General features: G+C 49.2%; 15 protein-coding genes. 5 read left to right on the top strand and 10 right to left on the bottom strand.

Going from position 1 to position 13,788, the window contains the following annotated elements; genetic code table 11:
- Positions 1-187 precede the first annotated feature (187 nt).
- Positions 188-1,315 (top strand): hypothetical protein, encoded by a 1,128-nt coding sequence (locus VXK30_RS06350; RefSeq protein WP_329494368.1) that lies wholly within the window; start codon positions 188-190, stop codon positions 1,313-1,315.
- A 48-nt stretch (positions 1,316-1,363) separates the two neighbouring features.
- Here VXK30_RS06350 and VXK30_RS06345 read toward each other — a convergent pair whose 3' ends face one another.
- The 8 genes from VXK30_RS06345 to VXK30_RS06310 all read right to left on the bottom strand — a co-directional run bounded on the left by VXK30_RS06345 (position 1,364) and on the right by VXK30_RS06310 (position 8,653).
- Positions 1,364-1,978, bottom strand: a complete 615-nt coding sequence (locus VXK30_RS06345; RefSeq protein ID WP_275716711.1) for a DedA family protein — start codon at positions 1,976-1,978, stop codon at positions 1,364-1,366.
- Positions 1,979-1,983: 5 nt separating this feature from the next.
- Positions 1,984-2,583: a phosphatase PAP2 family protein gene (locus VXK30_RS06340; RefSeq protein WP_329494365.1), complete on the bottom strand. Its 600-nt coding sequence runs from the start codon at positions 2,581-2,583 to the stop codon at positions 1,984-1,986.
- A 125-nt stretch (positions 2,584-2,708) separates the two neighbouring features.
- Complete coding sequence (locus tag VXK30_RS06335) at positions 2,709-3,401, bottom strand: response regulator transcription factor (protein ID WP_275716715.1); 693 nt, start codon at positions 3,399-3,401, stop codon at positions 2,709-2,711.
- Entirely contained in the window at positions 3,394-4,845 is a 1,452-nt protein-coding gene (locus tag VXK30_RS06330; RefSeq protein WP_275716717.1) for a sensor histidine kinase, read from the bottom strand. The genes VXK30_RS06335 and VXK30_RS06330 overlap by 8 nt, the downstream gene beginning before the upstream one ends.
- 74 nt (positions 4,846-4,919) lie before the next feature.
- The gene (locus tag VXK30_RS06325; protein ID WP_275716719.1) at positions 4,920-6,152 is read right to left on the bottom strand and encodes an MFS transporter; all 1,233 of its coding nucleotides are present in this window, start codon (positions 6,150-6,152) and stop codon (positions 4,920-4,922) included.
- Positions 6,153-6,175: 23 nt separating this feature from the next.
- The gene (locus VXK30_RS06320; RefSeq protein WP_275716721.1) at positions 6,176-7,177 is read right to left on the bottom strand and encodes an ROK family protein; all 1,002 of its coding nucleotides are present in this window, start codon (positions 7,175-7,177) and stop codon (positions 6,176-6,178) included.
- Between the two features lie 28 nt (positions 7,178-7,205).
- Entirely contained in the window at positions 7,206-8,075 is an 870-nt protein-coding gene (locus tag VXK30_RS06315; protein WP_275716723.1) for a PHP domain-containing protein, read from the bottom strand.
- A gap of 359 nt (positions 8,076-8,434) precedes the next feature.
- Entirely contained in the window at positions 8,435-8,653 is a 219-nt protein-coding gene (locus VXK30_RS06310; RefSeq protein WP_275716725.1) for a hypothetical protein, read from the bottom strand.
- A 210-nt stretch (positions 8,654-8,863) separates the two neighbouring features.
- On the opposite strand from VXK30_RS06310, the gene VXK30_RS06305 reads away from it, so the two are divergent.
- Positions 8,864-9,079: a hypothetical protein gene (locus tag VXK30_RS06305; RefSeq protein ID WP_275716727.1), complete on the top strand. Its 216-nt coding sequence runs from the start codon at positions 8,864-8,866 to the stop codon at positions 9,077-9,079.
- 224 nt (positions 9,080-9,303) lie between these two features.
- Positions 9,304-9,834, top strand: a complete 531-nt coding sequence (locus VXK30_RS06300) for a ferritin-like domain-containing protein (RefSeq protein ID WP_038323497.1) — start codon at positions 9,304-9,306, stop codon at positions 9,832-9,834.
- A 96-nt stretch (positions 9,835-9,930) separates the two neighbouring features.
- Here VXK30_RS06300 and VXK30_RS06295 read toward each other — a convergent pair whose 3' ends face one another.
- On the bottom strand, positions 9,931-11,049 hold the full coding sequence (locus VXK30_RS06295) for an aldo/keto reductase (RefSeq protein ID WP_275716730.1): 1,119 nt from the start codon (positions 11,047-11,049) through the stop codon (positions 9,931-9,933).
- A 340-nt stretch (positions 11,050-11,389) separates the two neighbouring features.
- On the opposite strand from VXK30_RS06295, the gene VXK30_RS06290 reads away from it, so the two are divergent.
- Positions 11,390-11,512, top strand: coding sequence for a hypothetical protein (locus VXK30_RS06290; protein WP_275716732.1), 123 nt, complete (start codon positions 11,390-11,392; stop codon positions 11,510-11,512).
- Positions 11,513-11,614: 102 nt separating this feature from the next.
- The gene (locus tag VXK30_RS06285; protein WP_329494361.1) at positions 11,615-12,115 is read left to right on the top strand and encodes a superoxide dismutase family protein; all 501 of its coding nucleotides are present in this window, start codon (positions 11,615-11,617) and stop codon (positions 12,113-12,115) included.
- A gap of 85 nt (positions 12,116-12,200) precedes the next feature.
- Here VXK30_RS06285 and VXK30_RS06280 read toward each other — a convergent pair whose 3' ends face one another.
- Positions 12,201-13,781 carry an NAD(P)/FAD-dependent oxidoreductase gene (locus VXK30_RS06280; RefSeq protein WP_275716734.1) on the bottom strand — a complete coding sequence of 527 codons (1,581 nt, stop codon included), beginning with the start codon at positions 13,779-13,781 and terminating at the stop codon, positions 12,201-12,203.
- Positions 13,782-13,788 lie beyond the last annotated feature (7 nt).

Raw genomic sequence — 13,788 nt, 5'->3', positions numbered from 1 at the left:
CACCGAGAGAAAACTATTGAGGCAGCGGAGCGGACGGAGGTGTTAAGTCATGAACAGGGAAAAAATCAAAGCGCAGGCTTTTGACTGCATGCAAAATTTCTACGGGACGGTACAGGAGCCGCGCATCCGTTGTTATGTCCGGTTCCATGACCATATCAGCGAAACCTCTCTTAAAAAAGCGGTTCAATTGTCTGTGGGAGCAATTCCGGAGCTTACCTGCGTATTTGATGAAAAACGGCACTGCTGGGAAAAACGACCCTTTACCGCTGAAGACATGGTCTGCCTGATAAACGTCTCAGGTGAAGGTGAAATCTCTCCATTTCCATATTTGCTTACTGCAATCGAGCCTACCTGTGAACCTCAGATGAAAATTCTGCTTCTAAGAGACGAAAGACATGACACGCTCTGCCTGATTATCAACCACATGGTTAGTGATGGAGCCGGCTTCAAGCAATACCTGTATCTGCTCTGTGACCTATATTCCAAGTGTGAAAAAGATGCGAGATTCAATAAAAGTCCTGAGCCCCTCGGAAGGCGCAACCTGAATCAGCTTCTGAAAAATCTGAGTTTCAAAGAGAAACTGGCAATATTGTTTTCAAAATCAGATTATGGGAAGCCCGATCCCGCTATCGTTCTTCCGCTGACAGGGGACTCTTCCCATCCGATTATCTGCAGAACACAGATAGAGAAAGAACAGTTTGACGCCATACGGCATTTTACAAATGATTGCCATGTGAGTGTAAACGACATGATCCTCACAGCGTACATCCGTGTTCTTCATCAAATAACAGGGTGCAAAAAAATAACGGTTCCATGTCCCGTTGATTTGAGAAAATATAAAAAGGAAGGCCAGCAGTGCGGCATTTGCAACCTGACCGGAAATTACTGGTGTGACGCGGAAATAGCCCCAGGGGAGACATTTGCCGAAACCCTCCAGAAGGTGTCCGGGCAAATGCGTTCCCAAAAACAAAGCAACGATTGCTTGAAAGGACCAATGCTGTTTCATATGCTATTCCATATACTGCCCTTTTCCGCCGTGCAGAAATCTTTTCTCAGGATTTCGCCCGTTCCCGTCACTTCCTATTCGAATTTAGGCATCCTCGATAACGAACGGCTCTGTTTCGGCGGACACGAGATTGAAGACGCATTTATCAGCACGGCAGTGAAAAAGGTGCCTTACTTTCAGCTTTCAGTTTCTACCTATCAGGGACGCTGTACCTTGACGAGCAGTTTGTACGGCTCGGAGGAAGATCAAAAACTTGTCAGCGGCGTTTTATACCAAATCGTTCAGGAAATAGGATTGAATTTTGCATAAATAGAAAATGCCAGCAAGCCGCCAAGGCAAGACGCGTATTTGCCTATTCTACGATTTCTTCCTTTTTCTGAAAATCTTCCAGGCTGCATAACCGAAAGCAGCTATGATACACACAATAACTGCGACTGTAGAATACTGGCTGAGATATGGCAGAGCAGATTCCCAGGCGCTTCCCAGAAAGGCGCCGGACAGAACCAGGACAGTATTCCACACTGTACTGCCAATCATAGTCAGCACCAAGAACAGCGGAATATTCATTTCATTACATCCGGCGGGGATGGAAATCAGGCTGCGCATCAGCGGAATACAACGGCAGATAAATACGGCCTTGTTCTGATATCGGGAAAACCACCGTGTAGAACGGTTCACATATTCCGGCTTCAGATGCATAACCTGTCCGAATTTACCGGCAAACAAAGTCTTCAGGCGCTCCGCTTTTAAAATACGCCCGAGTCCATAGAGGACGACAGCTCCAGCCAGCGAACCGAACGTGGCAAAGACAATAACCAGCGGAACATTCATGGATGTGCTGAGTGTCAAAGCCCCGCCGAACAGCAACACCACTTCCGACGGAATAGGCGGAAATATATTTTCAATAAAGATCAAAAGAAAAATTCCAAGATAGCCAAAACTATTAATGATGGAGATGATACCGTCCTGCATAATCGTTACCTCTGATTCCATTTAGAATGCCTTTGATTCCACAGGGTAAAACCAATGTCGGCAAATTTGTAGGCAACCCAGCCCAGAATAATTCCCAGAATTGCTCCGGCAAGAACATCGCTGGGATAATGCACGTAAAGATACAGTCTGGAAAAAGCCATCAGCACAGAAAAGATGGCGATTGGAATCCACAGCCTTTTCCTGCTGAAAAACAGTGCGGAAGCCGTCGCGAAAGCAGCAGCGGTATGCCCTGACGGAAAAGAAAAATCATTTGGGCGTGGAACAAGGAGTTGAATTGCCGTGACGTAGCACGGCCTGACGCGGTCAACCCATGGTTTAAGAATCAGGTTGCTGCAGACTGCGGTCATTCCAATCGCCAGAACAATCGTGAAGCCGGCCTTCCGGTATTCAGGAATGAAGCACAGAAAGGCCGCTGTTATCAGCCAAATTGCCGCATAGTCTCCCAGTTTGGAAATGAACGGCATGATCACATCTCCAAAGCCGCTGCGTAGGTGCTGCTGGATAAAGTCCAGGAGGGAGAGCTCAAAAGAAATCAACGAATCACATCCTTTATGCATTTGATGATAACAGTATATCAGCAACATTTAAACTTTCGCTTTACAGCGGTTAAACAGGAGATAAACTATTACTTAAATGCATTTGAACCCAAAGACGCCCGCCCGTACTGATTTAAGTCAGTACGGGCGGGCGTTATATGTCTCTCTTATGCTTAAGCTATCCCCCCGAAGCGGTATCCTGCACCCCACACCGTTTGAATGTAGCGTGGTCTGGCCGGGTCCTTCTCAATTTTTTCCCGCAGACGGTTGATATGAACGGCGACCGTCGCGTTATCGCCCATGGCATCCATTCCCCAAATTTTTTCATACAGTGTTTCCCGATCGAATACAATATCGACGTTCAGCATGAAAAAAAGCAACAGCTCATACTCCTTGTTTTTCAGTTCGATTTCTTTCCCATCCACATAAACACGGTGGGTATCCGTATGAATCTCAATCGTATCGATCGATACGATTGCAGGAGCTCTCCGGGAATGTGTCAGTCTGGCATATTGGGCCAAATTTGCTTTCACACGCGCCACCAGAACACCGGGAGAAAACGGCTTTTCAATATAATCGTCCGCACCGAGGCCAAGGCCGCGGATCTTATCGATATCCTCCCGACGGGCGGTCACCATCAGAATCGGAATATCGAGCGTTTCCCTGACTTTTCGGCATACGGCGAAACCGTCCATACCCGGCAGCATCAGGTCCAGCAGAATCAGATCGAATTCTCCGCTTAAAGCCCGTTCCAGTCCCGTCATCCCATCTGCGGCAATTTCCACTTCAAAACGGTCGATTTCCAGATAATCCCGCTCGATTGCAGCGATATCTGCATCGTCTTCAACGATCAGTATTTTACTCATCGGTTCCAATCTCCTTTGGCAGCGAAACAGCAATGGTAAGCCCGCCCTCCGCAGCGTTTCGCGCTTCCACGGAACCACCCATTTGCTGCACCGCCTTTGCGACAATGGCAAGCCCAAGGCCGCTGCCTTTCTCCGGATCACGCCTTGCCGGATCCGTGCGATAAAACGTGTCAAACAGCTTCGGAAGGTCTTCCTCTGCAACGCCCGGTCCGTCGTCCGTCAATGTAACGATCGCAAAATTCTCCGTATTCTGCAAAACAATAGTCAGATGTCCCGTTTCTTTGTTCTTATATTTCAAGCTGTTGTCGGCAATATTCATCAGTACGCGGTGGAGCTGTTCCGGATCGGCATTCACAGCTGCCGGTTCCAGCGCAGGCTTTACTGCCAGACTCAATCCGCGTGTTGCATACTCTGCTCCAAAGTTCTTAACAAAATCTTCGATCAGAGAGTCCAGGCGCAGCGTTTTCATATGGAGAGGATACTCATCCAATTCCATTTTGGAAAACAGAAAAATCTGCGATACCATCCGCTCAATGTCCTCTGCCTTGGCCTTAATGGTAAGAAGATATTTTTTCCGCGCTTCCGGTGTTTTCGCAACACCATCCAGTAACCCTTCCACATACGCTTGGACGGAAGTAAGCGGTGAACGCAAGTCGTGAGAAATACCCGCAAGCAATTCCTTTTGGCTTTCCTCATGCCGCCGAGTCTGTTCCACAGATACTTTCAGTCTTGCCGCCATTTCATTGAAGTCGGCGCATACCAATGCAAACTCATCCTGATTGTCATAGTGGATATGAAAGTCCAGATTGCCGTCGCGGATTTGGTGCACACCGTCCGCCAGAATATCCAGCGGACGTTCAATTTTCTGAAACACAAACTTTGTCAGAAAACGATTGGTCAGCAGAATTGAGAGGAAAATCGTAAACACCAGGATAAGCGCAACCAGTACGATCAGCATTTTTAAAGTTGCATTGGAAAATTTGGAGGAACTGCACAGTAAGAAAATTTGATAATGATCGTTTCCAACTTTAATTTGATGGGCGTAAAGGCTGCGGTTTCCGCTCGAAAGAGTCCCCTCGTTTCCAAGCGAGGCTGAAGCTTTCAAGAGAGCAGCGTCGGCGGCGTTTGCATTTCCGTATCGATAGTAATTGGTACCGTTCGCTTCAACCGTCAATGTCATTGCTTCGCGGTCAAGCAGACTGCTCAGCAAAGTCAGTTTTTCCAGACGTTCTTCCGGGGCCGCTTTTAACGCCTTTTCAACAGCGGCAGAGATTCCTTGCCCTGCATGGTAAAAATCTTCGCTGTCGTCAAAGCTCAAACCCGTTCCATTTGTGACCGCGTACCAGATAACTCCAATGCTTCCCAGCGCAATCAGCAAAGTAATTCCGACAGGGACTAAGATCATTAACAAATTAGATAGAAACAGACGCTTTTTAATGGTCATACTGATTGCCGCCTCCAATTTATTTTATCATAGCATAAATTGATGACAGAAATGATAAACTCCAGATAAACTATTCAAGATCCCAACGTTTGTCCGGCTTCACGATCGTCAGCCTTGTCTTCCGGTTCCCGAACCGGGGATTCCTTTTTTGTGATTGCAATCAGATATGTCCTGCAGACAAGTAATCCAACAGCGCAGGCCAGGAGCACACAGGGCATCAGTGAAAAGGAAACGTTCGCGAAAAGCTGTCCAAACAGAGGGGCCATTAGAGTGTTTCCGGTGTATGCAAACGACATCTGTAAGCCCATGACAGCCTGTGCATTGTCTTTCCCGAAGTAAACGGGCGTCTGGTGCAGCATGGAAGGATAAATCGGTGCGAGCCCCAGCCCGACAAGAATAAACGCGCCGATTGCAAACACGGCGGGTAAAGGCAAGATCATAAAAACAAAACCGACAATCAGAAAGATGGTGCCTATACGGATTAATGCTTCGTTGCTTAATTTTATGGAAACAAACCCGCTCACCATACGCCCGACCGTTACCCCAAGGAAGAACAGCGATACCCATCCGGCCGCGCTTTCCGGTAAAACCCCCTTCATTTTCACCAGATAGCTGGCTCCCCAAAGCATCATGGAAGCTTCCATCGAGGCATTCAATAAAAAGGAAAGCATAACAAAAACAGAACCTTTTGCCCGAAGCATCATGAGCAGGCTACGCTTTTCTTTGCCCTGCCGCACTTCATCCGCAGGTTCGGAGGATGGGCTTTCAAACTTCTTCCACATAGGAAGAGAGAAGGCCAGCAGTGCAACCAAAGCGAACTGGATAATGGATATGCTCAGATACCCGCTTCTCCAGGTGCGCCCCCAAAGTGCCAGGACAGAAATCAGAGCGGGGCCGAGCATGGCTCCCACGCCCCAGAAGCAGTGCAGCCAGTTCATATGCTTTGCCTCATAATGCTCGGCTACAAATTCATTCAGCCCCGAATCCACCGCTCCGGCTCCAAGGCCGAGCGGAACAGCACAGGCCAGCAGCCATGCAAAGGAAGGAGACAGAGAGAAGCCCAGCAGCGCAATGGCCGTCAGGGCGACGCTTACGACCGTGACCTTGCCCGTACCGAACCGGCGAATCAGCCGATGCGAAAATAAGCTGGACAGGATGGTGCAGGCCGATATCATGATGGAAACGAATCCCGCGTTCCCTACCGGGACCCTGAACTCCATATTCATGATAGGCCATGAGGAACCAAGCACGGCGTCCGGAAGTCCTAAACTGATAAACGAGAGATAAATCAAAGCTAAAAAAATCATCTGGAATCTCCTATACTCATCTGCTAAAATTCCGTTTTCTGAAATTGTCCTCTCAGCCCGGACCGGTAAGCGGATACCGCCTGCGCGATTAATCCGGCAGTAATATCGGAATCCAAATCCCTTTGATAGATTACAGAGGGGAATATCTCCCGTATCGTCTGTGTGGGGATTTCCCTTTCAAGCGTTTTCTTGAAAGCATCGGTAAAGAAATCGCCATACAGGACGACATGCCCCGGATTGACAATGCCGCAGAAAACGCTGATCAATCTGGATATTGCGGGACCAGCCTCCTGCGGTTTTTCATAGTCAATCGAAAGCCAGTCGATCCCCAATGGCAGCAGGGACACTTCACCGGCAAATCCAAAAGCTCCTTTCAGGATTTTGCCATCAATCACGATTCCTGCACCGGGGCCGAAGCACTTCGGAAAGTAGATTCCCGCAATGACGGAAACTTCCACGTTTCTGCTGTATCCAAATACAGCAGCATTGACATCATTTTCTATGACCACAGGCAAATGATATTTTCCCTGAAAATGCTCTGTGAAAGAAACGCCTTCCAATTCTGTATAGTCATTGGTCAGGATAACGCCGCCGCGCTCGACCCCCGGCAGGGAAAAGGCGGCGATACTGATCGTCGGATACGCGCGCAGGGATAAATCCAGCATGGCCTCAAAGCTCGCAAGCCGTATATTGTCAAAGGATTGTTCCGCCTGCCATACTATCTCGCCGTACAAATTTCCGACACAGGCACTGATGATATTTTTTCCGTTCCGTATCCGTGCCGACAGCGCGAGCACATGGGCGTATTCCGCATTGAAGGTATAGGCCTGTGACGGCCTCCCTCCGGTAGCAGAACGCATTTCGCCCAGGATCACTTCCCCGCTTTCCACAAAACCATTCAATATGTTCCCAACCGTAGCAAAGCTGAGCCCCGTCCGCTGCGTCATCTCTTTGATCGTGGAGGTTTTGCAGGAACACAAATTCCAGAGAACGGTATGCGCATTGCTTTGTTTCATATCCAACATATTGATTCCCATCAAATCACCTTTCTTATCAGCTGACCTTATCCGTGCCACAGCAGCCCGGCTGGACCATTGGCTTTGTTTTGCCGTGAAAATCGCTCCCGCGTGTAACAAACAAGCCAAATTGTTCCGCCTTATTCAAAAACCACCGGGCAGTTTCGGGGGTGTGGTAACTGCTGTAAACTTCTATCCCTTTCAGCCCCAAAGAAATCAGCTGATCGATCCTCTCAAAATTGCCCTGCAGATTCACCCCCGGATGGGCCAGCACGGATTTACCGCCGTTTCGGTGTATGATCCCGATTACATCCCTCATATCGGGAAAGGTCATTCCAACGTAACAGGGCTTTCCCTGCGAGCAGTAATCCCAATAGAAATTGACATACGGGTTATCGTTTCGGTCGCCGCCCTCCCTGTAAGGACGCAAAATGCCGCTCCCGAGATATTTTTCATTTTTCAGTAAGGCTTCGGCAAAAGCCTCCCCCGTCCAATGCTCACTCCAATATCCTCCGGCGGTGATCGCTTTCAACTCCGTCTCGGTAAGGGTAAAGCCCATGCGGTTGATCAGCCGAAGTCTTTCTTTGGATGCATCGGCACACTGTCTTCTCACATTTTGTTCTATGGCCTCAAAATCAGGGCTTTCGAGCTGAATATCATAGCCGAGGACATGAAAATTGGTATTTTGATAAGTACAGTCAATTTCGACGGCCGGATAACACCTTAAGTGTTCATGTCTTGCTATTTCAACTGCTTCCTGAGAACCTTTCACACAATTATGATCGGCTATTGCCATGATGGTAACACCCGCTCCCATGCACATCTGAACAAGCTTTGCGGGTGTGTATTCCCCATCTTCGCTGTAGCAGGAATGAATATGTAGGTCGATATTATGAAATCCATTCATCTATTTGCCCTCCCATCGTTAATAGCAGCGAACGCCGCTGAATATTCTCAGGGATTGAACCGCCAAAATATATTTTCCATATTATTATAACTAATATAATAACTTATGAAATAAGTATAAATCAAGTGATTGGGAAAGTCAATAGCTTCAAATCGCCTGAACCACTCTCGGCGTCTGTTAAAACATCTGTTTGACAATTGTTCTAATGAAATCGGAAATATATTTCCCTTATTATCCATCAGGCTATATTCCATCAACTACTTTACATAACCACGATACCGCAAAAGTAGAATCGGAGGGGATCACTCCCTTATCTGAAATTAAGAAAAGCGCCACCAAACTGGCGGCGCCGGAATCACTTAACGAAATGAGATATTGTCTTTTGAAATTCCATACTTTCTGGTTATGGCAGATTTAATTTTTTCTTCATTCAAGAAAGGAACTTTATTTATCTCATCAATAAATCTCCTCGTTGCTTGAATGTGCATATTCCTGCTGCCAACAAAGATGTCTATATCGATCACGCTCATTCCTTCTGCCGTGTTGTTGGCGATCACGGTGACTTTGTTAGAATCCATCAAATTCCCCTCCCTATCTGTTTTTATAATAATTCCAATAATAAAAAAAGTCAACGCTCTTTTTCATATCCTCCCAATTTGCCGCCCATACAGGGCGGTTTTTCCTTCTTCGACATATTATGCCACAAAATAAGAATGATTCCTGTTATAATAAACTTGACCCCCATAGAACACAAAGGGTGATAAAGCGTAAGAGAAAGGATGTTCAAAATGAAAATTATTGTTGATAGAAATGAATTGGAAAAAAGACTGACGCAAGCCCGAAAGGGAAAACTGATTGAATTTTGTATTGTCCCTTCTCAATTTGATTCCGGCAGATTGAATCCGGCTCTGCTACATATCGGTACCGTATATAACGACGGTTCCTATGAAGATCTGGAAAGCATTTACGAATTCAGAAGATTGCAGTTAGTCGACGATTTCTGATTCCCACGGCCCCTGTCTTACGGCAGGGGCCGCTTTTTTTCATAAAACCTGATCTCCGGACACCCTAAATCCGAAAGGAAGCAGGTTCATAAACAGTAAAAAAAACAATAAAAATTCATCGGTATCTGATTCGACAGGGTCACAGCGGTATTTTCCTTTCACTGAATAAACCGCCGAACATTCTCATATATATGTAGATGTATCCGAATATAGGAGGCATTTGCATGGCAGTGACCAGCAATCATGTAATCTACCGTGGATATACCGATTCATCGCCGTATCCGCCAATCAGAATTCAAGCTCCCAACAAGGATTACGCCAACATATTGATGGATGACCTCGCCGGTCCAAAAGGGGAATTCACCGCAATGAGCATGTATTTTTACCAGCATAACATGGCAGGTAAAGATTCAGGAGATTACGGCGCCGTCATCATGCGCATAGCCATTGCGGAGCTGCATCATATGGATATTCTGACGGCGGTAATACGCAAACTGGGCGGGAATCCTCAGTTTCGCGGCAGCAGCAAATCCAACAAGCGATATTGGAATGCGAACAGTGTTTCCTATAGCCAGGACCTGTGCAAAAGCTTGAAAATTGCCTTGGAGGGTGAAAATCACGCCATCGAAGCATATGAAAACCATATACAAATTATTGAAGACCCGTATATTAAGAACATCCTTACAAGGATCGTCGTTGACGAAAAGCTGCACAAAAATTATATTACACAAATGATTGAAAAATATTGTACATAAAATTTCAGCCACAATGGATTTCTCCATTGTGGCTTTTTTATTTCGGGTCCGCTTTTGAAAAGATAAAAGTGCCTGTAGAAAGCATTCCTGATTGTATTATTCCAGTGTTGCGGCTACGCGCTTCAGCTCGGATATGATGCCGATATGCTGGGGACAGACGGATTCGCACTGCCCGCACTCGATACAGTCGCTGGCGGCGCTCCCTCCCTGCGTTGCCCACATATAACCGTGTTTCGCAATCTCGAGGCTGCCAAAAATAAGCCGGCGGTTCATCGCATCAAAGATATCGGGGATGGCGATTTCCTGCGGGCAGCCTTTCGTGCAGTACCGGCAGCCCGTGCAGGGGATGCCCGGAATCTGGTCGAACGCCGCTTTTGCCTTGGCAATCACTTCCCGCTCGGAGGGTTCCAGCGGCCGGAAGGCCGACATCGTGGCAAGATTGTCTTTCATCTGTTCGACGTTGGACATTCCGCTGAGCACGGTGATGACATGGTCGAGCGACGCAGCATACCGGAGCGCCCAGGAAGCGAACGAAGCGTCCGGGTTCCCTTCGCGCAGCACCTCCGCCACCGACTCGGGTGGGTTGGCGAGCAATCCTCCCTTGACCGGCTCCATGATGATTACAGGTTTGCCGTGCTTTTTCGCCACCTCGAAACACTTACCGGACTGTACGGCGGGGCTGTCCCAATCGGCGTAATTGATCTGCAGCTGCACAAATTCCATTTCCGGGTGCCGGGTGAGAATTTCATCGAGCGCCTCGGGTTTGTCATGCATGGAGAACCCCACGTGCCTGATCAGTCCTTTCGCGCGCTGCTCGAGCACGAAATCCCACATGCCGTAATCGTCGAACGCTTTGGTTCGGTCGCCGCCGCAGTTGTGAAGCAGATAAAAATCAAAATACCCCGCCCCGGTCCTCCGGAGCGACGTGTAAAACATCTGTCTGGCTTCTTCGGCGTTCTTTGCACCTGCCCAGGCGGGCAATTTTGTGGCCAGCTGAAATTTTTCACGCGGATAGCGGTCCACCAACGCAGTTTTGACTGCTTCCTCGGATTTTCCGCCGATGTAACCGTAAGCCGTGTCAAAATAGGTAAAACCCGCCGCAAGAAACTGATCCACCATGGCTTTCGTCTGTTCGATGTCGACCTCCTTGCCGAGCATCGGCAGACGCATCAGTCCAAAACCGAGTTTGGGAATGTCTTTACCCAGATAATTCATTCATTTTCCTCCTTATCCTATTGACTCTTACGCTGTTTTCCTGCAGCATTTCCAGTTGATTCTGCAACAAGGTTACGTTCCTCCCCCGCCTTCGGCGGGGGAGGAACGTGTTTTGTCCCGCAAACTGAAATGGAATTGCTGTAGAATGATTCTACAACTTAAACTTAACTTTAAGTCAAGGCTTTTTTGAAAATTTTTATACCTGCCGTTGAAGCGACGGCTTAGACATGGAGATTCATAATCCGGATGTTGAGGCGAAGGATATCCGATAAATTCATCCAGCCATCACCAAAAATTCACAAAAGATCAATACACTGAGAATGTTAAGGAGGCTTCTGCATTGGAAGAACTGATTTCTCAGGTATTTGTGTACATACTGAATCATCCGGCTAAAATCTGTATCGCCGCTGTGGTCTTCAGCTGTCTTCTGGGGGTAATGAAAGCACGAAAAACATGGCCGTGAAAATCCCGGATATTTTGGTTCCCGCCGACGGCGGGAACCTTTTTTCTGTTTGGATTAACTGGAATGGAAGGAACAACATAAAATGGCTCAGGAGGTGTTCGTTTGTATTTAGAACCGCAATTCGATCAAATGCAAAACATTTTGAAAAGCCCGCCCTCCGCATATGCCATGGTGAAAGGCGGTCCGGGATTTCCCAATATAAATGGTATGGTCTGCTTTTATCAGTTAGCGGACGGTGTTCTCGTGCTCACACAGATCAACGGTCTTCCCCACAGCACGGGGAATTGCCCCGCCGATATCTTCGGATTCCATATTCACGAAGGAAATCAATGTACCGGAAACGCTCAGGACCCCTTTGCCAACGCGAAAGCGCATTACAACCCAAATCACTGCCCTCACCCCGCACACGCGGGCGACATGCCCCCGTTATTCGGGAATCATGGATTCGCTTTTATGGCATTTATGACGGACAGATTTTCAGTGAACGAAATCATAGGACGTACCGTCATCGTTCATTCATCACCGGACGATTTCAAAACCCAGCCGTCAGGAAATTCAGGAAACAAAATAGCATGCGGCCAGATCGTGCAAAACGGCATGTAAGATTTTCATTGTCAGGGAGTGCGGAAAGTACTCCCTGTTCTTATTCTCCCATCCATCGTTTCGGGCAGCCGCCCGCAGACCGCGCTCAGCATCCCCTGACGATCTGTTCCGCGCACTTGATTCCGTCCACCGCGGCGGAAATAATGCCGCCCGCGTACCCCGCGCCTTCCCCGCACGGATAAAGCCCCTTCACGGCAACAGACTGCATGCCGTCGCCGCGCAGGACGCGCACCGGCGACGAGCTGCGGCTTTCCACCGCGGTCAGAAGGGCATCCGGATCAGAAAAGCCCTTCAGCTTATGCTCCATCAGAAGAATCCCCTGCCGCATGGAATCGGCAATAAAGTCCGGCAGGCAGTCGTCCAGGCCGCAGGGCGTTACCCCCGGAAGATAGGTCGGCTGACAGCCGCCGATCTTTTTAGACGGCACGCGCCTGAGAAAATCTTCGACCCGCTGTACCGGCGCGCGGTAGTCCCCGCCCCCCAGCTGAAACGCTTTTTCTTCCAGCCTGCGCTGAAATTCCACACCGGCGAGCGGATGCCCGCTGCCGAAATCTTCCGGCCCGACGCTGACAAGCAGCGCCGCGTTCGCGTTTCTTCCGTTCCGGGCAAAATTGCTCATTCCGTTCGTTACCAGACGCCCTTCCTCGCTCGCGGCGGCGACCACCTGTCCGCCCGGACACATGCAGAACGTATAGACGCCCCTGCCGTTTTTCAGGTGTACGGCCAGCTTGTAGTCGGCCGCGCCCAGAGCCGGATGGCCGGCAGACGAGCCGTACTGGGAACGGCTGACCAGCTCCTGCGGATGCTCGATCCGGGCGCCGACGGAAAACGGCTTCTGTTCCATCGGCAGCTTCAGGGAATACAGCATTTCAAAGGTATCCCGGGCGCTGTGGCCGACGGCCAGGATCACGCGGTCCGCGTCCAGCGTATAGGACGAGCCGCCGCGCGGTTTTACCTCCACTCCGGTCACCCTGCCGTCCTTCATCAGGATATTTTGCAGACAGGTTTCAAAATGCACCTCTCCGCCGAGCGCAATGATCCGCTCCCGGATATTTTTGACCGCGCCGGGCAGCCTGTCCGTACCGATATGCGGCTTTGCCAGATACAGAATTTCCTGCGGGGCGCCCGCGGCCACAAATTCCTCCAGCACCTTGCGGGCGCGGAAATCCTTTGTCCCGGTATTCAGCTTTCCGTCCGAAAAGGTACCGGCGCCGCCCTCTCCGAACTGGACGTTGCTTTCCGTGTCGAGCTTTCCCGTTTTCCAAAAAAGGGCGACCTGTTCCTTTCTGCGCTCTACGGCGCTTCCGCGTTCAAACACGACCGGCCTCTGCCCCGCCTGCGCTAAAATCAGCGCGGCAAAAAGCCCCGCCGGGCCGAAGCCCACGACCACGGGACGGATTTCGCGCGGTTTTCCCACAGGAAGCTCATAGCGGTAAGGTTCGGCTTCCGTAATTTTGGGGTCCTGAGGGCTGTGGTTTTGACCGCAGTCCACATCCACCGTACAAATAAAATGCACGTCGTTCTTTTTGCGTGCATCCACGGATTTTTTATAAAGCTTACAGGCACGGATCCGGTCGGGAGCGACTTTCAGCCGCGCGGCGGCCTCCCGCTTCAAATCCTCCTCGGTTCCATCCAGCTTCACGCTGATTTCAGAAATTCGATACATGGTTTCC

The sequence above is a fragment of the Caproiciproducens sp. CPB-2 genome, from assembly GCF_036287215.1.
GTDB lineage: Bacteria > Bacillota > Clostridia > Oscillospirales > Acutalibacteraceae > Caproiciproducens.
This window is presented reverse-complemented; position numbering and strand designations above follow the sequence as displayed.

Excerpts from the sequence above, each read along its gene's own strand:
- VXK30_RS06345 (WP_275716711.1), bottom strand. The coding sequence starts at position 1,978 with ATGCAGGACGGTATCATCTCCATCATTAATAGTTTTGGCTATCTTGGA.
- VXK30_RS06280 (WP_275716734.1), bottom strand. The coding sequence starts at position 13,781 with ATGTATCGAATTTCTGAAATCAGCGTGAAGCTGGATGGAACCGAGGAG.
- VXK30_RS06310 (WP_275716725.1), bottom strand. The coding sequence starts at position 8,653 with ATGGATTCTAACAAAGTCACCGTGATCGCCAACAACACGGCAGAAGGA.
- VXK30_RS06330 (WP_275716717.1), bottom strand. The coding sequence starts at position 4,845 with ATGACCATTAAAAAGCGTCTGTTTCTATCTAATTTGTTAATGATCTTA.
- VXK30_RS06295 (WP_275716730.1), bottom strand. The coding sequence starts at position 11,049 with ATGAATTATCTGGGTAAAGACATTCCCAAACTCGGTTTTGGACTGATG.
- VXK30_RS06305 (WP_275716727.1), top strand. The coding sequence starts at position 8,864 with ATGAAAATTATTGTTGATAGAAATGAATTGGAAAAAAGACTGACGCAA.
- VXK30_RS06335 (WP_275716715.1), bottom strand. The coding sequence starts at position 3,401 with ATGAGTAAAATACTGATCGTTGAAGACGATGCAGATATCGCTGCAATC.
- VXK30_RS06320 (WP_275716721.1), bottom strand. The coding sequence starts at position 7,177 with ATGTTGGATATGAAACAAAGCAATGCGCATACCGTTCTCTGGAATTTG.
- VXK30_RS06325 (WP_275716719.1), bottom strand. The coding sequence starts at position 6,152 with ATGATTTTTTTAGCTTTGATTTATCTCTCGTTTATCAGTTTAGGACTT.
- VXK30_RS06340 (WP_329494365.1), bottom strand. The coding sequence starts at position 2,583 with ATGTTGCTGATATACTGTTATCATCAAATGCATAAAGGATGTGATTCG.
- VXK30_RS06300 (WP_038323497.1), top strand. The coding sequence starts at position 9,304 with ATGGCAGTGACCAGCAATCATGTAATCTACCGTGGATATACCGATTCA.
- VXK30_RS06315 (WP_275716723.1), bottom strand. The coding sequence starts at position 8,075 with ATGAATGGATTTCATAATATCGACCTACATATTCATTCCTGCTACAGC.